Origin of the sequence: Micromonospora sp. B9E7 (genome assembly GCF_039871815.1) — a bacterium.
In the GTDB taxonomy this organism is placed as follows: domain Bacteria; phylum Actinomycetota; class Actinomycetes; order Mycobacteriales; family Micromonosporaceae; genus Micromonospora.
This window is the reverse complement of the sequence record NZ_JBDPLX010000005.1, coordinates 1-18,560: the sequence shown is the minus strand read 5'-3', so window position 1 is coordinate 18,560 and position 18,560 is coordinate 1. Positions and strand designations below refer to the sequence as shown.

At 69.1% G+C, this 18,560-nt stretch carries 20 protein-coding genes; 7 read left to right on the top strand and 13 right to left on the bottom strand.

The window, feature by feature from the left end:
* Positions 1–17: 17 nt before the first annotated feature.
* The 3 genes from ABGB10_RS09485 to ABGB10_RS09475 all read right to left on the bottom strand — a co-directional run bounded on the left by ABGB10_RS09485 (position 18) and on the right by ABGB10_RS09475 (position 2,698).
* Positions 18–353, bottom strand: coding sequence for a hypothetical protein (locus tag ABGB10_RS09485; RefSeq protein WP_347660501.1), 336 nt, complete (start codon positions 351–353; stop codon positions 18–20).
* A 168-nt stretch (positions 354–521) separates the two neighbouring features.
* The gene (locus ABGB10_RS09480; protein ID WP_347660500.1) at positions 522–1,151 is read right to left on the bottom strand and encodes a class I SAM-dependent methyltransferase; all 630 of its coding nucleotides are present in this window, start codon (positions 1,149–1,151) and stop codon (positions 522–524) included.
* A 71-nt stretch (positions 1,152–1,222) separates the two neighbouring features.
* The gene (locus tag ABGB10_RS09475; RefSeq protein ID WP_347660499.1) at positions 1,223–2,698 is read right to left on the bottom strand and encodes an MFS transporter; all 1,476 of its coding nucleotides are present in this window, start codon (positions 2,696–2,698) and stop codon (positions 1,223–1,225) included.
* 314 nt (positions 2,699–3,012) lie between these two features.
* On the opposite strand from ABGB10_RS09475, the gene ABGB10_RS09470 reads away from it, so the two are divergent.
* Positions 3,013–3,735 carry an SDR family NAD(P)-dependent oxidoreductase gene (locus ABGB10_RS09470; protein WP_347660498.1) on the top strand — a complete coding sequence of 241 codons (723 nt, stop codon included), beginning with the start codon at positions 3,013–3,015 and terminating at the stop codon, positions 3,733–3,735.
* Between the two features lie 144 nt (positions 3,736–3,879).
* Here ABGB10_RS09470 and ABGB10_RS09465 read toward each other — a convergent pair whose 3' ends face one another.
* Complete coding sequence (locus ABGB10_RS09465; protein WP_347660497.1) at positions 3,880–4,542, bottom strand: hypothetical protein; 663 nt, start codon at positions 4,540–4,542, stop codon at positions 3,880–3,882.
* Between the two features lie 366 nt (positions 4,543–4,908).
* On the opposite strand from ABGB10_RS09465, the gene ABGB10_RS09460 reads away from it, so the two are divergent.
* The 3 genes from ABGB10_RS09460 to ABGB10_RS09450 all read left to right on the top strand — a co-directional run bounded on the left by ABGB10_RS09460 (position 4,909) and on the right by ABGB10_RS09450 (position 9,216).
* Positions 4,909–5,940, top strand: coding sequence for a HupE/UreJ family protein (locus tag ABGB10_RS09460; RefSeq protein ID WP_347660496.1), 1,032 nt, complete (start codon positions 4,909–4,911; stop codon positions 5,938–5,940).
* Between the two features lie 143 nt (positions 5,941–6,083).
* Positions 6,084–8,057 (top strand): metallophosphoesterase family protein, encoded by a 1,974-nt coding sequence (locus tag ABGB10_RS09455; RefSeq protein WP_347660495.1) that lies wholly within the window; start codon positions 6,084–6,086, stop codon positions 8,055–8,057.
* Positions 8,058–8,148: 91 nt separating this feature from the next.
* Positions 8,149–9,216, top strand: a complete 1,068-nt coding sequence (locus ABGB10_RS09450; RefSeq protein WP_347660494.1) for a DUF916 domain-containing protein — start codon at positions 8,149–8,151, stop codon at positions 9,214–9,216.
* Between the two features lie 12 nt (positions 9,217–9,228).
* Here ABGB10_RS09450 and ABGB10_RS09445 read toward each other — a convergent pair whose 3' ends face one another.
* On the bottom strand, positions 9,229–9,471 hold the full coding sequence (locus tag ABGB10_RS09445) for a hypothetical protein (RefSeq protein WP_347660493.1): 243 nt from the start codon (positions 9,469–9,471) through the stop codon (positions 9,229–9,231).
* Between the two features lie 110 nt (positions 9,472–9,581).
* Between ABGB10_RS09445 and ABGB10_RS09440 the strand changes: the two genes are divergently transcribed.
* Positions 9,582–10,553: an NADP-dependent oxidoreductase gene (locus ABGB10_RS09440; RefSeq protein WP_347660492.1), complete on the top strand. Its 972-nt coding sequence runs from the start codon at positions 9,582–9,584 to the stop codon at positions 10,551–10,553.
* 3 nt (positions 10,554–10,556) lie between these two features.
* Here the strand turns inward: ABGB10_RS09440 and ABGB10_RS09435 are convergent, their stop codons facing one another.
* From ABGB10_RS09435 to ABGB10_RS09415, 5 genes are all read right to left on the bottom strand, one after another.
* Entirely contained in the window at positions 10,557–11,147 is a 591-nt protein-coding gene (locus ABGB10_RS09435; RefSeq protein ID WP_347660491.1) for an HAD family phosphatase, read from the bottom strand.
* A gap of 34 nt (positions 11,148–11,181) precedes the next feature.
* Positions 11,182–12,438 carry a DUF6596 domain-containing protein gene (locus tag ABGB10_RS09430; protein ID WP_347660490.1) on the bottom strand — a complete coding sequence of 419 codons (1,257 nt, stop codon included), beginning with the start codon at positions 12,436–12,438 and terminating at the stop codon, positions 11,182–11,184.
* 2 nt (positions 12,439–12,440) lie between these two features.
* The gene (locus ABGB10_RS09425) at positions 12,441–12,788 is read right to left on the bottom strand and encodes a YciI family protein (RefSeq protein ID WP_347660787.1); all 348 of its coding nucleotides are present in this window, start codon (positions 12,786–12,788) and stop codon (positions 12,441–12,443) included.
* Positions 12,789–12,895: 107 nt separating this feature from the next.
* The gene (locus ABGB10_RS09420) at positions 12,896–14,107 is read right to left on the bottom strand and encodes a low temperature requirement protein A (protein ID WP_347660489.1); all 1,212 of its coding nucleotides are present in this window, start codon (positions 14,105–14,107) and stop codon (positions 12,896–12,898) included.
* A gap of 40 nt (positions 14,108–14,147) precedes the next feature.
* On the bottom strand, positions 14,148–14,798 hold the full coding sequence (locus ABGB10_RS09415) for a winged helix-turn-helix transcriptional regulator (RefSeq protein ID WP_347660488.1): 651 nt from the start codon (positions 14,796–14,798) through the stop codon (positions 14,148–14,150).
* Between the two features lie 72 nt (positions 14,799–14,870).
* Here ABGB10_RS09415 and ABGB10_RS09410 point away from each other — a divergent pair, with 72 nt between their 5' ends.
* Positions 14,871–15,593: a hypothetical protein gene (locus tag ABGB10_RS09410; protein ID WP_347660487.1), complete on the top strand. Its 723-nt coding sequence runs from the start codon at positions 14,871–14,873 to the stop codon at positions 15,591–15,593.
* A gap of 56 nt (positions 15,594–15,649) precedes the next feature.
* Here ABGB10_RS09410 and trpS read toward each other — a convergent pair whose 3' ends face one another.
* From trpS to ABGB10_RS09395, 3 genes are all read right to left on the bottom strand, one after another.
* Positions 15,650–16,708 (bottom strand): tryptophan--tRNA ligase, encoded by a 1,059-nt coding sequence (gene trpS, locus ABGB10_RS09405; RefSeq protein ID WP_347660486.1) that lies wholly within the window; start codon positions 16,706–16,708, stop codon positions 15,650–15,652.
* Positions 16,709–16,796: 88 nt separating this feature from the next.
* Positions 16,797–16,973: a hypothetical protein gene (locus ABGB10_RS09400; RefSeq protein ID WP_347660485.1), complete on the bottom strand. Its 177-nt coding sequence runs from the start codon at positions 16,971–16,973 to the stop codon at positions 16,797–16,799.
* A gap of 4 nt (positions 16,974–16,977) precedes the next feature.
* Positions 16,978–17,448, bottom strand: coding sequence for a PRC-barrel domain-containing protein (locus tag ABGB10_RS09395; RefSeq protein ID WP_347660484.1), 471 nt, complete (start codon positions 17,446–17,448; stop codon positions 16,978–16,980).
* 149 nt (positions 17,449–17,597) lie between these two features.
* Between ABGB10_RS09395 and ABGB10_RS09390 the strand changes: the two genes are divergently transcribed.
* The gene (locus tag ABGB10_RS09390) at positions 17,598–17,852 is read left to right on the top strand and encodes a hypothetical protein (RefSeq protein WP_347660483.1); all 255 of its coding nucleotides are present in this window, start codon (positions 17,598–17,600) and stop codon (positions 17,850–17,852) included.
* The last annotated feature ends 708 nt before the right edge of the window (positions 17,853–18,560 follow it).

Genomic DNA, 18,560 nt, shown 5'->3' with positions numbered 1-18,560 from the left:
ACCTGCCCACTCCCCGCTCAGCGGCTGCTCGAGAACCTGGCCGCGTCGAAATTCGCCGTACCCGCCGCCGACGACGCGTTGTCGGCCATCTCCGTGTCACCCTGACCGAACGCCGAATCCATCCCGCCCTGACCGCCGAGAATCGCACCCAACGCCGAATTCAGAGCAGCAGTGATCGAATCAGCGTTCGCCTTGAACGAGTCGAACGCCACCCGACCCGCGCCGTTGAAATTGCCCTGCAACGGCTCGGCCGCAGCGATCAACTGCTTGATCAAACTCCCGAGGTCGTCAGACGACCCCTGGGTCTGCTTCGTGAGGCTCCCGAGAGCCTGCGCTCCCATGTCGAACTTCATGCCGATCCCTCCCCGCGCCGGGATGAATAACGTTCGCGGTCAATGCTACGACATCTCCGCAACCCGGATGGGTATGCACCGAGGCCGATAGATCAATTGACGGTTGCCCAGTCCTTGCCCCGGTAAGTCCCAGAAATGACAACGCCCAATGGGGAAGCAGGCCCTGACCTACTCGGTCGGTGTGCCGCTGACGCAGGTGAGCACCCGGCCCTTACCTCGGACGGCGCTCGTCCTGGTCGTCGCGAAGCCGTGGGTTTGGAGCAGCAGCTCGGTCGCGGTGAGATTCGCCGTGGCGTGCGCGGCGGTGGGCCGCTCGCCGAAGACGTAGAGCTGCCCGCCAGGTGCCAGCAGGTTTCGCACCCGGTCGATCTGCTGCGTTGCGTCGCCCAACCAGAACAGGCTGACGTTCACCGCGAAAATCTTGGTGAAGCGGTGAGCGGCGAGGTCGGCCGACTCGAATCCGGCACATCGGATCTCGGCCCTACCGGCGTCGATGTGGCTCGCGTTCCGTTCGATGGCGAGTCGCACCATCGTCGCCGCGCGGTCGATGGCGATGATCCGGCCGGTCCTGAGTTGGCCGGCGACCAGGGAGACGGCCGCCCCTCGTCCGCAACCGATCTCCAACACCTGGTCGTCAGGCGCGACGGCCATCGTCTGCACCGCCCAGCGCTGTCGGTGCGCTGCGGTCGCCCGCACCGGGTCGTCCGCCGAGGGAGCGTCGTCGTCGCCGGCGGAAGCCGGATGGCGATTCGGCAGAGCGCGCGTCCCGACGTCACTCGTGGTGTGTGCTCTGCTCACGCATCTGATTCCACCCTGCCGGAGGGCTCCGCGCACCGTGTCCTCGGTCACCGGTGGTGGAGTCACACCGCTCAGTGCGCGGGCATCGGCGCGACGTCTGGGAGGTCGTCCGCCCGGGCCGGGACGTGCTTCGGAGCGCCGGCATTCACCATGACCGCCGACACCAGGGCTGCCGCGACCACGAACCCGACGGCGACCCAGTAGGCGACCGAGTAGCCGTGCATGAGCGCTTCGTTCCGGGCCCCTTGGCCATGGTGCGAGACCAGGTAGGTGGCGGCCGAGCTGGTCGCGATGGTGTTCAGCAGAGCGGTGCCGATCGAGCCGCCGACCTGCTGCGAGGTGCTGATCATCGCGGAGGCGACACCGGCGTCCCGGGGCTCGACACCGTGGGTGGAGATGCTCATCGCGGGCATGAACGCGGTGCCGATGCCGAGCCCGATCACCGCTTCGGCGAACGCGATCTCCAGGAAGCCACTGTCCGCGCGGAGCAGGGCGAGCAGTACGAGGCCGGCCGCGGTGACGAGGTAGCCGCCGACCATGATCGGCCGGGGGGCCATCCGGTGCGCGAGCCGGGCGCCGATCTGCGTGGCCCCGACTGCCTGCGGCACCGCCATCGGCATGAACGCCAGACCCGCCATGACCGGGGACCACCCCTTGACCTGCTGGAAGTAGTAGCTCAGCAGGAGAAACATCCCGAACATGCTGACGATGGCAAGACCGACCGAGAGGTACGCGGCCGCCCGGTTGCGTTCGGTCAGGACGCGCAGCGGCAGCAGTGGTGAGGTGACCCGTGTCTGCACCACGATGAAGGCCGCCAGCAGCAGTACGCCAGCGGTGAACGATCCGATGGTCACGCCCGCCGACCAGCCGTGGCTCTCGGCGACACCGAACCCGTAGACCAGGCCGACGAGTCCGAGGCTTGCCAGCAGGACGCCGGGAATGTCGAGGCGGGCGCGGTGTCGCTCGCTGTCGTCGTGGACGGTGCGACCGGCGCCGACGATCCCGATGATTGCGATCGGGACGAGGACGAACATCGCGAAACGCCAGTTCAGATACTGTGTGAGCAAGCCGCCGACGATCAGACCGACCGCACCGCCAGCGATCGAGACCGCGCTGAACACGCCGAACGCCTTCGCCCGTTCCCTCGGTTGGGTGAAGGACAGGGAGAGCAACGAGAGTGCGGCCGGCGCGAGCAGGGCCGCGAAGACGCCCTGCAGTGCTCGGGCGGTCAGCAGCATCGCGGCGTTGGCGGCCAGGCCGCCGATGGCTGAGGCGACGGCGAAACCGGCCAGTGCGATCAGGAAGATGCGCTTGCGCCCGACCATGTCGCCGATCCGGCCACCGACGAGCAGTAGGCCGCCGAAGGCCAGACCGTACGCGGTGACCACCCATTGCCTGCTTCCGTCCGTGAAGTGCAACGCCTGCTGGGCAGAGGGGAGCGCGATGTTCATGACGGCGCCGTCGAGCACCACCATCAGTTGGGCGATGGAGATGAACAGCAGGGCTCTCCATCGGTGCGACTGTGGAGCGGCGTGACGTGTAGACACGGTTGTCCTTCAAGGGTGTTTTAGGGGATTTCCAGAGACTCGCCAAAGCTAACGACTTTATGGAACGTACGCCAAAGAATGTGCCTGTGGTTACAGCGGCGCGTGAGCCTCCCCCCGAGAAGCAAGCGGGAGATAACGCCCGGTTCGTCGGGGATCAGCGCAGCGGGCCATCGGCACTGTGAGTGGCGTTACTTTGTCGATCGTTCCAGAAATGGCTAGCGTTTCGCCGCGTAGCCCTGCGGACTGCCAGGGCTCAGCCAGTCGAGTGGAGGCGAGACGAGATGTCCGGACGGTTGGATTCGAAGGTGTTGGTCGTGACCGGCGGTACGCAGGGCATGGGCCTGGCGTTCGCGCAGCGGGCGGCCAGCGAGGGTGCCCACGTCGCCATCGGCGCCCGGGACAAGGACCGGGGCGAGGAGGTGGCGGCGCGGATCAGGAGCGCGGGCGGCAGCGCCCTGTTCGTGCCGACCGACGTGACGGTCGAGGAGGAGATGGCGCGGCTCGTCGACAGCGCGGTGTCGGAGTTCGGGCGGTTGGACGGCGCGTTCAACAACGCCGGCGGTGGCCCGATGGCCAGTGTTCGCGAGACCGACAGCGACAACTGGCACCTGTCGCTCGCCCTCAACCTGACGAGCGTGTTCTACGGCCTCAAGTACGAACTCCCGGCGATCATCGCCTCCGGCGGTGGCGCGATCGTCAACAACGCCTCCGTCTCGGGCGTGCGAGGTGACGCGACGCAGGCCGCCTACACCGCGTCGAAGCACGGGGTCATCGGTCTGACCCGCTCGGCGGCACTGGATGTGGCGCGCTCCGGTGTGCGGGTCAACGCCCTGGTCACCGGCTTGATCGACACTCCGCTCTGGCAGGGCGTGGTCAGTCAGGCGCCGGAGACCGCGGAGCGCTACCTGTCGGCGCAGCCGACCGGACGAGCCGGTACGTCCGACGAGGTTGCCGCGTTGACCACGTTCCTGCTCAGCGACGAGGCCAGCTTCATCAGCGGTGCGTCCATCGCCATCGACGGTGCCCTCACCGCCTGAGGCGCCGAAGGTCGGTCCGGGGCGGTGGCTCACGCGGCCACCGCCCCGGACCAGGCAGTGCGTCAGGCGGATCCGGTAGGCCCGCTGGATCGTCTGCGTGACCGTGTTGCCGGCCGTGTCGGCCGAGGGTGCTGACCCGGTCGTTCAGAGCCAGACCACGATCCCGGTCAGGTCGTTGAGGACGGCGGCCACGCCGGCCCGAATGGCGGCGGCGCACCGTTCGCCGGTGAACGAGGCCGGGTCGTACGTCGAGGACGCCCCGAGTCCTTCGCCACGGAAGGACGCGCCGTCCCAATCGACGGCGGTGACGTTGTGGGTGGGCTCGGCCAGTTCCGCGCCCACCACCAGGAACTTCCTGTCCAGGTGGCTCGGGCTGACAAGCGCGAGGGGGTCGATGAGGTCGTTGCCCGCGCTGACGATGAGATCCGGGCCCATCTCCATGGCCTTGGCGATGCTGGAAACGGCGTCGTGCGCGTTGCCGACGACGATCGTCCGAAGGTCGACGTGTTCGTCGTCCGCCCACTCCTTCACGGCCGTCACGAGGGACTTGGTCGGGTTGTCGTCGCCGGCGGTCAGTAGCACCACCCGGTAGTCCCTGGGTGGGTGGACGCCGGCCCAGGAGCCCGGCCGCGGAGTGATGGTCGCCTCCGGGGCGGGCTTCGTGGAGGGGTCGACGAAACCTGGGCCGAGAGTGCCGATGGCGCTGGGCGCCGGGCGCGGCTGGGACCAGTCGTCGCTGGAACTGCAGGCGGTGACCAGCGCGGCGGTCGCGGCCAGCATGGCAACGGCCCGAAGCGGGGGGCGCAAGGTGATCGTCCTCCGGGTGGTGGCGGGAAGTGCGCGTACTTTCTCGTATTCCTATCGCAATTCCGGTCGCCGGCAATCTGCGGGTGGCCGTTCGAGATTTTGTTTTCCGGCGGTTCGTCGGCGTGCGGGTTGGTGTTCACCCGCGGCATGCAACGTGCACTGGCCAACCGAGGGAGTCGCATGTTGGGCCGCGTCCGCCGTACCGTTATCGTCACCGCTGTCGGGATCGCCGCAGCGGTGATCCCGTTTCTGGGCGCTCAAGCGGCGTCCGCGCACGGTTTCTCGTCGACCGTGTACACGAAAATCACATCGGGAGACGATGGTCACATTCGCACGGCGGTCGAACTCGAATACGACCTCCTCATCGTGTCCGCCGCCGATTTCGGTGGCGACGATCCGCTCTTCCAGGCGGGAACCGCCGCATTCGAGGCGGGTGACTCCGACGCCCAGGCCGCAGCCCTGAAGAGCCATGCGTCGACGGTGCTCGGGTACGTGTCCGACCGTTTCTCGGTCTCGTCCGGAGGTGCTGCCTGCCGGCCGACCCAGGTGGGTGACGCGACGACCGGCCAGCGCGAGGGTGTGCCGTACGCGGCTCTGCTGCTGGACTGGACCTGCGCCCAGCGGGGCGACGAGCACGAGGTACGCAGCGGCCTCTTCCCGGACGGCGAGGGCTACGTCAAGGGCACCAAGACGATCGTCACCTATGAGATCGACGGCCGTACGGGCAGCGCGGCACTCGACGCGGCCCACCCCTCCTTCTCGACAGCGCAGGCGTGGTACGACCGGTTCGGGGAGTTCTTCCTGCTGGGCGCCGAGCATCTGCTGTCCGGGATCGACCACATTCTGTTCCTGCTGGCGCTCATCGCGGGGTCGCGGCGGCTTCGCGAGATCGTGCTCGCGGCCACCAGCTTCACCCTGGCGCACTCGGTGACGTTCATGCTCGCCGCCCTCGGCCTGGTGGAGGTGCCGGCGACGGTCGTGGAGCCGGTGATCGCGTTGTCGATCGCCGTCGTCGCAGGCTGGCACCTGTGGGGGATCTGGCGGCGGGGCACCCACGCGGCCGATCTGGAGACGCCCGGGCACGGGCACCTCAGCCTGGACCGGGCCGGCTGGATCCGCCTCGGCGTGGTGTTCTGCTTCGGTCTCGTACACGGTCTGGGCTTCGCTGGCGCGCTGGGCATCGACGAGGCGTGGTCGTGGACCCTGCTGTGGTCGTTGCTGGTGTTCAACGTCGGCATCGAAGTCGTGCAGTTGACCATTATCGCGGTCGTCTTCCCGCTGTTGCTCGTGTTGCGTCGCCGTGCGCCGAAAGCCGGACTGTGGGCGACCGGTGCTGTTTCGGGGGCGGTGTCCATCATGGGGCTCGTCTGGTTTGTGCAGCGCATTTCCGGGTCCTGAGCAAGGCTAAGTAGTTCGCGAAGTGCAGTCTTTCGCAAGATCACGTTCATGATCGGTTCATCGGGCAGCGAAAGCGTGGATTTGCTTCCCCAGTGTCGGGTGAAGACACATCCATTTCTCTATTTGAAAAGGGAACAATGTCGATGACATTGAGCACCTCGACACGGGCCTCCGGGCTCGTGCGGCGGCGCCTGGTCGCCGGGGTCGTCGCCGGCTTCCTGGGAATGGGAACGGCCCTCGGTAGTGGCCTGATGGCCACCGCGAGCGCGGCCGAGTCCACCACGATCACCGGTGTGGTCCTCGGCGTCGGCGCCAACGAGACCCAGCGCATCGTGACCTGGTACTCCTCCGCCGACACCGCGCAGAAGATCCAGCTCGCCCCGACCGCCGAGATCGTCAACGGCGAGTTCCCGGCCGGTGCCGTGGGCTTCGACGCCGTCGGCGCGGCGAACACCTCCACCACCGGGTTCAACCGGCATGCCACGATCAGCAGCCTGCGCGAGAACACGGCGTACTCGTACCGAGTCGGTGCCGAGGGCAGCTGGTCCCCGACCTACAGCTTCAAGACGCGGGACTTCGAGGGTGACTTCGACTTCCTGTTCTTCGGCGACCCGCAGATCGGCGCCTCCGGTGATGTCGCGAAGGACCAGGCCGGGTGGGCGGAGACCCTGAAGGTCTCCACCGCGGCGAACCCGAACGCCGAACTGCTCGTCTCCGGCGGCGACCACGTCGAGTCCGCGAACAACGAGGCTCAGTGGGACGCGTACCTCGCCCCGGAGCAGCTGCGGCAGTACCCGACGGCCGCCACCATCGGCAACCACGATGTCGGCGGCAAGTCCTGGGAGCAGCACCACTTCACCCCGAACACGGACCGCTCGGCCCAGTACTACAACGGGGACCAGTCGACCCGCTCCGGCGGAGACTTCTGGTACATCTACAAGGACGTGCTGTTCATCGACCTGAACAGCAACAGCTACGTCAACCCGGCCGACGGCTCGCTGGGCGGCGACGCGGCGCACGTCGCGTACGTCACCGATGTCGTCAAGAAGCACGGCTCCGAGGCCAAGTGGAAGGTGCTGGTCTACCACCACTCCATCTACTCGGCGGCGAGCCACTCCACCGACGCGGACAACAAGAACCGCCGGAAGGACTTCACGACCGCGTTCTCCGACCTCGGCATCGACATGGTGCTGCAGGGTCACGACCACGTCTACACCCGTAGCTACTCGATCAAGAACGGTCAGAAGGAGAACCCGGCCGAGCAGCCGGGTGCTGCCGACGTGTTCCCCGGTCCGGGTGGCGTCATCTACGTGACGGCGAACTCGGCCTCCGGCTCGAAGTACTACGACATCAAGAAGCCGGACGGCTCCGGCACCGGCGTCGAGGGACTCGGCCCGGACCCGTTGAACCCGAGCAACTACTGGTTCAACTCCGCGCAGAACCAGGAGCACGTGCGCAGTTACGTCAAGGTGCAGGTCAAGGCCGACAAGCTGGTCCTGCAGAACGTTCGCAGCGGCACCTGCGCGGCGCCGAACGCGGCGGTCGAGAAGGGCGTCTCCTGCGTCAACACCCCCGAGGGTCAGCCGGTCGGCTCGATCGTGGACAACACGACGATCCACCCGTACAACGGTGACGGCCAGGCCATCCAGGTGAACGTGCCGAACCCGGCTCCGGGTGAGTTCGGCTGGACGATCGACGGCTACAACGGTCTGGTGGACCTGGGTACCGCGCAGGAGCGCAACGGCACCTACTTCCAGGCGAACGGCAAGATCAACCCGATCCTCGTGTCGGACAGCCGTCGCTCGCTCGCCCCGTGGTCGATCTCGGCCAACGTCGGCGACTTCCAGGACGGCGAGAAGACCTTCTCGGGCTCCTACCTGGGCTGGACCCCGTACGTGCTGGACGCCGGAGCCGGCGCCGAGGCCGGCGCTCCGATCCTGTCGTCCTACGACGACCAGGGCAAGGGCCTCTCGGTCTCCAGCGCCCTCGGCGCGGCCGCGCAGGGTCACCCCCGGGGCGGCGCCAAGCTCGGCGCTGACCTGGACCTGAAGATCCCGGACAGCATCGCGAAGGGTAGCTACCGCACCACCCTCACGATCACTGCGCTGAGCAGCTGACCGGACTGCTCCATTCGGCGGGGTAGGCACCTTCGGGGGCCTACCCCGCCACCCATTTGCACTTCTCCCAAGATCACCCCAAGGAACCGACATGTACCCGTCCGCAACCCGCTGGAAGACACTCCTCCGTACGACCGCACTGTCCCTGCTCGCCGCCGTCGCGGCCGTCGGTGTCGGTGCCGTCCCCGCCTCGGCGGCGGAGGGCAACGTCGCCTGGACGGTCCGGACGGCCTCCAACGGCTACGGCGAGGCCCGGTCCAGCTACAGCTACAACGTCAACCCCGGTGGCGCCGTCGAGGACGCCATGGTCGTGGCGAACCGCGGCCCCGCGCCGCTGACCCTGTCCGTGTACGCGGCCGACGGCTTCACCACCGACGCGGGCCAACTCGACCTGCTCACCAAGGACAAGAAGTCCGTCGCGATCGGTGCCTGGGTGAAGGCGACCGCCGACAGTGTCGTGATCCAGCCCGGGAAGACCGCGCAGGTTCCCTTCAAGGTCAGCATCCCGGAGAACGCCACCCCCGGTGACTACGTCGGCGGCATCCTCACCGCGCTGACCCAGGCCGACCAGGCCGAGGGCATCAACGTCGACCGACGCCTCGGCATCCGGATCAAGTTGCGCGTCGGCGGCGAGCTGAAGCCGAACCTCGCGATCGAGGACCTCCACGTCACGTACGCCGGGCCGTCGAACCCGTTCGCCAAGGGCGACGCCACCATCACCTACAAGGTCCACAACGTCGGCAACGCCGCCCTGTCCGGGCAGCAGACGGTGACGGTCTCGGGCCCGTTCGGCCTGCTGCGGGTACCGGCGGGCGACATCGCCGCGCCGCCGGAACTGCTGCCCGGTGAGAGCTGGAACGTGACGGTGCCGGTGCACGGGGTGGCTCCCACCATCTCGCTGGCTGCGACCGCGACACTCACCCCGCTGCTCACCGACGCCTCGGGCTCCATCACCTCGCTCAAGCCGGTCCAGGTCACCGCCCACGGCTGGGCCCTGCCGTGGATGCTGGTGCTGGTGCTCGTCGTACTGATCGCCCTGCTCGTCGGCGCCTACCTGTACCGGCGTCGCAACCGGACGCAGCGCAAGGTGCGCGAGGACGCCCGCGTCCGCGACGCCGTCGAGCAGGCGTTGCGTGGTCAGGAGCCGCAGACGTCCTGATCGCGGCTCTCGTCACCGCCGCCGGCCGTGGTCGGCGGCGGCTGCCGCGCGGCGGGTCAGCCCGACGGCGACAGCGATCACCACGAGCACCAGCACCGCCGCCCGTGCCGGCGCCCAGGTCGGTGCCGCGCGCAGGATCACCGTGCCGAGCACGGCACCGAGCACCAGCCCTGCCAGTAGACCAACGCCACCCACGTCGGCGATCCGGTGTGGGTCGACGACGCGACGACGGACCAACTCGGTCAGCCACGGCACGGCGAGAGCAGCCGGTCGCCCTTGTGGGTGAACGACGCTCAGCCCCGGGCCACGCCTGTCCCCGAGCCGGCATGCTGCGACGGGAACGCCGGCACGGAGAGGGAATCCACATGGTTGACGGGGATGTGCCAGAGCGGATGCAGGCCGCGGCCTTCGACGAGTTCGGTGGGCCGGAGGTGATCACGCTGCGGAAGCTGCCGATCCCCGAGATCGCCGACGACGAGGTACTGATCAAGGTCTTGAGCGCCGGCGTGGGGGTGTGGGACGCGTACGAGCGGCAGGGCGCGCTGGTGCCGGAGGGCTCCTCTCTCCCGATCGTGCCCGGCTCCGACGCCGCCGGAACCGTCATCGCGGCTGGCGGCGGGGTGTCCAACGTCATGGTCGGCGAGCTGGTCTACGTCTCCGCCACGACCCGCCCGAAGGGCGGTTGCTACGCCGAGTACGCGGCCGTCAAGGCGGAGTACGCGGCGAAGGTGCCCGACGGCGTACCGGCTGAGCACGCCGGGGCCATGCCCACCGACGCGCTGACCGCACTGGCCGGGATCGACGCGCTCAGCCTGTCGGCCGGCTCCTGGCTGCTGATCTTCGGGGCGAGCGGCGGTCAGGGTCACCTGGCCGTGCAGTTGGCCAAGCGCCAGGGGCTGAACGTCATCGCCGTGGCCTCCGGAGCGGACGGCGTCGCACTGGTGACCCGTCTCGGTGCCGACATCTCCGTCGACGGCCACGGCGACGTGACCGACGTGCTCGCCCGGATCCGGGACGCGGCACCGGCCGGGGTGGACGCCGTCCTGGCGATGGCCGGCGGCGCGACCCTGGACCGGCTCACCGAGGCGCTTGTCGACGGCGGCGTGGTCGCGTACGCCCACGGGGTGCAGCCGGAACCGAGTGAACGCCCCGGCGTCGTGGTCCGGGCGTACGACGGCGAATCGAGCCCCCGGCAGTTGCAACGCCTCAACGAACTCATCGAGGCGGGACCGTTCGTGGTGCACGTCGCGGAGACGTTCCCGCTGGGCAAGGTGCGGGAGGCACACCAGCGCCTGCAGACCTCCTACCCGGGGAAGCTCCTGCTGACGGTGGCCTGAGACTCAGCGCGTGCGCTGCTGCGGCACGCGTACCGATGCCATGCCGGCCGCGGTCGCGGCCTGAATGCCCAGGTCGGTGTCCTCGAAGACCAGGCACGAACCCGGGGGTACGCCGAGGTGCTCCGCCGCGAGCAGGAACGCCTGCGGGTCGGGCTTGGCCCGCGTGTAGTCGTCGGCGCAGACCAGCACATCGAAGCGGTCCAGCAGGCCGAGCGCGTCGAGGGAGGCGGTGACCGAGGCACGGGTGCTGCCGGAGACGACCGCGAACGGGACCCGCCGGTGCGCGTCGTGGATGTGCGCCAGCACGTCGGGCACGGCGGCGAGCTGCGGCAACAACTCCTGGTAGATGCGCTCACGGTTCTCGACGACGGTCGCCACCGGCATCGCCAGACCCTGCTGCTCGTTCAGGGCGACGATGATGTCGGCGGTCGGCCGGCCACCCCAGGCGTAGAAGAGGTCCTCCGGGAACTCGCAGCCCCACTCGTCCAGAGCCCGCTGCCAGGCCACGTAGTGCAGCGGCATCGAGTCGACGATCGTGCCGTCGCAGTCGAACAGGTACGCGGCGAACTCACCCGGAGGCAGAGGCAGACTCACCGGGGAAGGGTACAAGCCCCTTCGGGACTTCCGCTCACTCGGCGGTGACGGCCCTGAGCTGGCCGAGCAGGTACGCCCGCTCCGGCTCGGTGCCCACCAGCGTCAACGCGCTGCGGTACGCCTCGGCGGCCTCGTCGTACCGGCCGAGCCGGCGCAGCAGGTCGGCCCGCGCCGCCGGATAGGGATGGTGGCCACGCAGGTGCGGATCGTCGGCCAACTCGTCGAGCAGGGCAAGACCTGCCTCCGGCTCGTCCCGCATGGCCACCGCGGCAGCCCTGTTCAGCGCGACGATCGGCGACGGCACCAGGTTGAGCAGCACGTCGTAGAGCGCCACCACCTGCGGCCAGTCGGTGCTGGCCACGTCCGCGGCCTCGTCGTGCAGGGCGGCGATGGCAGCCTGCACCCCGTACGGGCCCGGGGCGGGGCCGGTCAACGCGACCACGACCAGCCCGCGCCCCTCCTCGATCATGGGCCGGTCCCAGCGTCCGCGATCCTGGTCGTCCAGGAGGATCATCGCGCCGTCCGGCCCGGTACGCGCGGCACGCCGGGCGTGGACCAGCAGCATCAGACCGAGCAACCCGGCGACCTCCCGCTCGGCGGGTAGCAGCCGTCGCAGGATCCGGCCCAGCCGGATGGCCTCATCGGCGAGGTCGACCCGTTGGAGATCCGGGCCGGAGCTGGCGGCGTACCCCTCGGTGAAGACCGAGTAGACGGCCTGGAGCACCGTGGGCAGTCGACCCGGCAACTCGTCGTCGCCGGGCACCCGGAACGGGATACGGGCGTCCCGGATCTTCCGCTTCGCCCGGACGAGCCGCTGGGCCATGGTCGCTGGTGGCACCAGGAAGGCCCGCGCCACCTCGACCGTGGTGAGGCCGGCGAGGAACCGCAGGGTGAGCGCGCCGCGATCCGGCGCGGCCAGGGCCGGGTGAGCACAGGTGAAGAAGAGCGCCAGCCGGTCGTCGGGCAGGTCCCGGTCCGCGTCGGCGGGCGGCGCGGGGTCGGCCCGCTCGGCCTCCGCCCGAAGTACGGCGAGTCGCGTCGCCAGCACCTTGTCGCGTCGCAGCCGGTCCACCGCTCGACGCCGAGCCGTGGTGAGCAGCCAGGCGCCCGGCCGGCTCGGGACACCGTCGGTCGGCCAGTGCACGAGCGCCGCCTCGATGGCCTCGGACGCGACCTCCTCGGCCAGGTCGAGATCCCCGAACCGGTGCACGAGCGAGGCGAGCAGGCGACCGCGTTCCTCCCGGAACACCGCCTCCACCGACGACCCGACGGCTGACTCCTCATCCGGCACGGTCAGGCCTGCATGTCGATCTCGAAGATCGGACGCACCTGGACCGATCCGGTACCGATGGCCCCGGGGCTGCGGGCCGCCCAGTCCAGCGCGGCGTCGAGGTCCGGCACGTCGATGACGTCGTACCCGCCGAGCAGCTCCCGGGTCTCGGCGAACGGACCGTCGGTGATCGTGCGCTCACCGCCGGGGCCGACCTGCACCGTCGTGCACGTGGTCAGGTCCTGTAGCGGATACCCGGAGACCCAGACCCCGGCGTCCTTCATCTCCCGGTCGTAGCGGATCCAGTCCTCGACGGTGCACCCGTTGTCGACGGCCTCCCCGTCGGCCACGGGACTCATGAACAGCAGCATGTACTTCACGTTCCGGCTCCTCTCGGTGCGGCGTGTCGCCGTACAGCATGACGACGATCGGAGCCCGGGGATGTCGACACGGCGCGTCAGAATTTTTCGCCGCCAGTTCACGACAGGAGTGGCTGCCCATGTTCGGCCCGCTCGTCGCGTCGGTCCATCCGTCGCTCGAACCAGGTCACCGCGATCAGGAAGGCGGTCACCACTGTGAGCGCCGCCAGTGGCGGCAGGGATCGGCCGATCGGCAGCAGAGCCAGCGCCAGCAGCGCGGCGACGACCTGCGCCGGGTACACCGCGCCAACTGTCAGCCGGCGGAAGACCAACCTGCTGAGCAGGTAGAGGGCGCTGCCGCCGTAGAGCGCGGTCGCGGCCTCCCAGCCCAGCCGGCCGGGGTGCGCCGACCCCTCGGTGAGCTGGACGATCACCTCCTCGATGCCGAGCGCGACGTAGATGGCGCCGATGATCAGCGCGGAGTGCCCGAGCCCGTACGCGTCGCCGGCCACGCTGCCCCGTCGTTCACCAGGCACGTTGCTGACGGCCTCCCGGGCTGCGGGCGCCAGCCGATCGAAGTAGAGCCACCACAGGCACACCGTGCTGGTGAGGCCGAGCAGTGCGGCCAGCAGGGCGGAGCCGACCGGCGCCATCGCCCTCGGAGCTGCGCCGGCAGAGATCAGGGACTCACCGAGCGCGATGATGAGCACCAGGCCGAACCGCTCGCTGAAGTGGTCCACGCTGCGCAGTTGCCACGGCCGGAAGGTGGACGCGATCCGGGCACCGCCGATGTTCAGCAGAAACGCGACCGTCCAGAGCGCCGTCTGGGCTGCACCGCCGAGCAGGGCACCGATGATCAGCGGGACCCAGCCCAGCACCACCGGCACGCTGAAGAATCGCAGCGTCGATCGCAGTTCAGGGTTCGTCGCGCTCGCCCAGAACAGAATCACGAGCTGCACGGCGCGGCCGACGACGTAGGCCAGGGCGAGCGTCAGCGGCGCGTCGAACAGCTCCGGGCTCTGCTGCCACGCGTCCGGCAGCACCAGTGCGGCCACGAAGATCGCCGCCATCGCGACCAGGGTGATGGCGCGGACCGGGCCAACGTCCGGCCGGACCAGGTTTCCCACCCAGATGTACGGCGACCAGGAGTAGAGCAGCAGTAGCAGGAGGAGTAGCCCCTGGGCCAGGGTGAGCGCGCTCGGCGACGCCGCCATGAACGTGATGACCCGGGTGAGCGCGAAGACGAAGACCAGGTCGAAGAAGATCTCGAACATCGTGGTCCGGTGCGTCACCCCTGCCGGCACCGGACGAATATCGAAAATCCCCCTCATCCTCGCATTCTGCGCCATAGGGGTCGACGGTTCATCCGGTCTACTCGCCCGGCGTCGCTCCGAAGAGCGGGAAGAACCGCTCGGCCGCTCCGATGTCGCCCTGCACCTCGATCTCGCCCGCCGAGACCGCCGACCGCAGCGGCGTGCCGCCGAACATCAGGTCCCGCAGCGTATTCACCGTGCCGGTGACAGTGACGTCGACCTGGCCCGACCTGCCGCGGGTCACGCTGATCCCACTCGGTGCCACCTCCACCTCGAAGGCGTCGGTGCCCACCTGCAACCGGAGTCGAGCGGTCACCGGCGCGTCGGCCGGTGGCCGATAGAGAGCCTTGAGCAGCAGCATGAATGCGTCGGTGCTCATCTCTACGTCCGGCTCCGCGGGCAGGCCGGCCCCCCACCGCGACAGTTCGATCAGTGTCGGCTCCAGTTGCTGACCGCGTTCCGTCAGCTCGTACGCGTGCACGCTCGCCGGTGGCCCGAGCTGCACCCGCCGGACGATGCCGGACTGCTCCAGCTCCCGGAGGCGCTGGCTGAGCACGTTCTGGCTGGCCTTCGGCAGGCCGGCCCGCAGATCGCCAAAACGCTTCGGGCCGAACACCAGCTCTCGAACAATCAACAGAGCCCAGCGCTCGCCGACGATGTCCATCGTGCGCGCCGCCCCGCAGGCGTCCTGGTAAGTCCGCTGAGTCACACCGCCATCGTAGTCGGCGTCCACCGAGCAGTGCTAATCTAGGACCAAGAAGTCCTAATTTAGGAGTAGCCCATGGATGCACTGCTCGCCAAGGTCATCGAGCGCCACGGCGGCCTCGATCGCTGGAACACCGCGTCGACCCTCACCACCCGGCTCACCTACGGCGGCCCGTTCTGGGCGTTCAAGGGCCGCCCCGACTTCGACAGCACCGAACTGGTCGAGGCAGACCTGCACCGGGAGCGGATCCGCCATGTCCAGGAGGGCACCGGCCAGGTCACCGAGTACGACCGCAACAACGACCGGGTCACCGTCACCGCGGCCGACGGCAGCCTGATCGACGAGCTGACGAACCCCCGGGCGAGCTTTGCCGGCTACACCGGGGAGAGCCAGTGGACGCTCGCCCAGGCGGCCTACTTCCGTGGCTACGCCACCTGGCACTACCTCGTCGAGCCGTTCCTGTTCACCTGGCCGGGTGTCGAGGCGCACGAGGTCGAGCCGTGGACGGAGGGCGGCGAGTCGTGGCGCGTACTGCGCGTCACGTTCCCCGAGAGCCTGGACACCCACACCGACACCCAGCTGTACTACTTCGACGACAGCGGGCTGCTGCGGCGCATGGACTACCAGGCGGTGGTCAACGGCTCCTCCCCGGTCGCGCACTACGTGAGCGGGGCGGCCGAGGTCGACGGGCTGGTCGTGCCGACGCGACGCCGGATCCACATCCGCCAGGAGGACCGCACGCCGGACCTCTCCTGGACGCCGATCACCCTGGACCTGGCGAACGTCCGGATCCGCTGAGCCCCGGTGGTGTCGCAGCGGACCCGGCGTCACGCCGCTCGACCGGACGCCCGGCGTCAGGTCGAGGCGTCCGTCCGACGCCGGCTCCGCTCCGCCCGCCGCCGCACCTGCTGGTACGCGCCGGTCAGCCCCATCGCCCGGCGTACCTCGATCAAGGTTTGCCGGACCTCCTGACGGGTCCGTTCGGTGCCCTCGACGATCAGCCGGTCGACCAACCCCCGGTCGGCCTCGATCTCGGCCCGACGCTGCCGAATCGGCGCCAGGAATCCCTCCAGCGCGACGACCAGCCGTTCCTTGACCTCCACGTCACCGACCCGCCCGGCCCGGTAACGCCGAGCCAGGTCGGCCACCTCGTCGCGGTCCGTGTTGAAAACCTCGTGGTACGCGAACACCGGGTTGCCCTCCACCGTGCCCGGCACGTCGGCCCGTACCCGATTCGGGTCCGTGTACATGCCGAGCACCTTCCGACGCACGGTGGCGGCGTCGTCGGAGAGGGCGATCGTGTTGCCCCGGCTCTTGCTCATCTTGGCCGCGCCGTCGGTGCCCACCAGGCTCGGCGTGTCCGCCGGGATCAGCTCGGGCACCGGGAAGACCGGGCCGTACAGGTGGTTGAAGCGCCGCGCGATCTCCCTGGTCACCTCGACGTGCGCGGCGTTGTCCCGGCCGACCGGGACCACCTCGCCCTTGACGCAGAGGATGTCCGCGGCCTGGAGCACCGGGTAACCCAGCAGCCCGTACGGCATCTCCTCCTTGCCGGCGTCGCGGGCCATGTCCTTGAGCGACGGGACCCGTTCCAGCCGGGGCACGGTCACCAGGTTCTGGAGAAGTGTGTTGAGGTCACCGACCTCGGGGATCGCGGACTGGAGGTAGAAGGTGGCCCGCTCCGGGTCGACGCCGGCGGCGAGGATGTCGGTCACCATCTCCCGGGCGTTGCCGGAAACCTGTTCGATGTCCTCGCGGCGGTTGCGGGTGGTCAGCATGTGCAGGTCGGCGATGATGAAGAAGCTCTCGTAGCGCCGGTGCAGCCGTACCCGGTTGGCGATGCTGCCGACGTAGTGGCCGAGATGAAGGCGGCCGGTGGGCCGGTCGCCGGTGAGCATTCGTGCGACGGACATGGTGGTGCCTCTCGTATCCGAAGGTGGGTCACGCGTGGGCGCGCGCCGAGCAGGGCTGGCTCAGCCCTGCTCGGTCAGCGGGATCGACTCAGCGAGTCGCCCGCCATCGCGCGCCGGCGCGAAACCGCAGACCACCGGCACGGAGGACGTTCAGAAGTTGCTCACGGCCGTCGCCGGAGCTGATCGGGATCTCGGGCACGGCACCGAGGCGGAGGCCGTCGACCAGGTCGACCGCCTCCGGTGCGCAGTTGCCTGTCCGGACCACGGCCTCAGATTACGCGCGGCATGGCACCCCGAGGGGGGAGATAGCTGTCGGCGTAGTAGGCGCCGACGCGTTCCCGGTACTCCGGGTCGGCCGAACCCGGGTCGAACGGTGGCGCGTCCTTGATCTGCTGTCGGGTCCGGTCGACGTGCACGACGCGTTCCTGGTGATCCACCTGGGCCACCGTCCCGGCTGGCAGCAGCACCTTCTGACCGAAGATCCACGGCCCGGTGTCCACCACCAGGTATCCGGCGTCCGCCTCGTCGCTCGTCTCGTCGATGCTGCCGATGCGCCCATCGGTCGCCTGCACCTGATAACCGACCAGATCGACGGGTGTGCCCGGGCCGGGGGCGTCCGGGCCGTCGTGCCCACCCTCCGGACCTTCCGCAGGCGTGATCGAGGGGGTGGTCTGCGTGTAGCCGCCGGCCAGGGCGGACGGATCTCGCCAGGCCCAGGGATTGAAGATCGAGGGTTGCATGGGGCACCTCCAGGGGACGGTCCTCAGCTGTCCTCCTTCGCAGTGCCCACCCCACTGCCGCCGGAAACAGCCTGCTGTCCAGGTGTGGCAGCGCCTTCGCGTTCGCGCCGCGGGCCCGGTGAGCAGGTGCGCTGGCATACTCGGCTGCCATGGTGCTGTCGCGAGGGTGGAGTCTCTTCCTGGTCGGAGTTGGCGTCTGGACCTGGGTGATCTGGCCCCGGTTCGCGGTGGCCATCTGGCAGGACCCACGGTCCTGGGCGTCCGGCACGGTGGCCGACGGCGCAGCCACCAGCTTCCTGTGGGTGCATGCGCTGCTGATCGCCGCGTCCCTGGCGATCGGCACCACCGCTGGCGTCCTCGGTGTCCGGGCATGGCTCGCCGCCCGGCGCCGGCAGACGTCCTGATCGCCGCAGCCGCTCCTGCCGATCAGCGCGTTCGGTGCGGGTAATGCCGGTGGCCGGCGAGCCCTGTTGCTGGCGGATCGGGTCTGACCTGGGGAAACGGTTCGGACGGCCAAATGTGACGCGCGCCGCTACCCGTGGATTTGACGATCAAACCCGCAGACGCGTAACTTTCTCTCTGCCAGCGCGGAACGGGGCAAACGGGACGAAGGTCCTAGAGCACCGAAACGGGATGGCAACCGGGTCAAGCAGGGGTTCGCTCCTGGGAGACGCGGTCCGGGCGGGGCTTGCCGGATCGGCCGCGAGGCGGATTTGGTGCAGCGAAGCCGACCGGGTAAGGTTCACGACCGGCAGGGAACCGGGCGAGACTGCGGGAAGCCGCAGCGGCCGGCCTGCCAAATCCGACGACCTGACGCAGCGGTTCGCTGCTGCGTGAGTGCGCCGGAACCAACCCGCACGAAGCATGACAGACCGGGACACACGGTTTGACACGGCCGAGACGGTGAGGTAACGTAGTAAAAGTGCCCGGCGCGAGAGCGACGGGGACGCAGAGCGGTAAAGCCCCGGTTGGGGTTCCACGGAATGTGGGGCTTCTGGTCGGTGTGTGGTTGTTCTTTGAGAACTCAACAGGGTGCTTGTAAAGCCAGTGCCAATTATGATTTATACCCCGGACTGGTCAGTTTTTGCTGGCTGGTTGGGATTCCTTTGGCA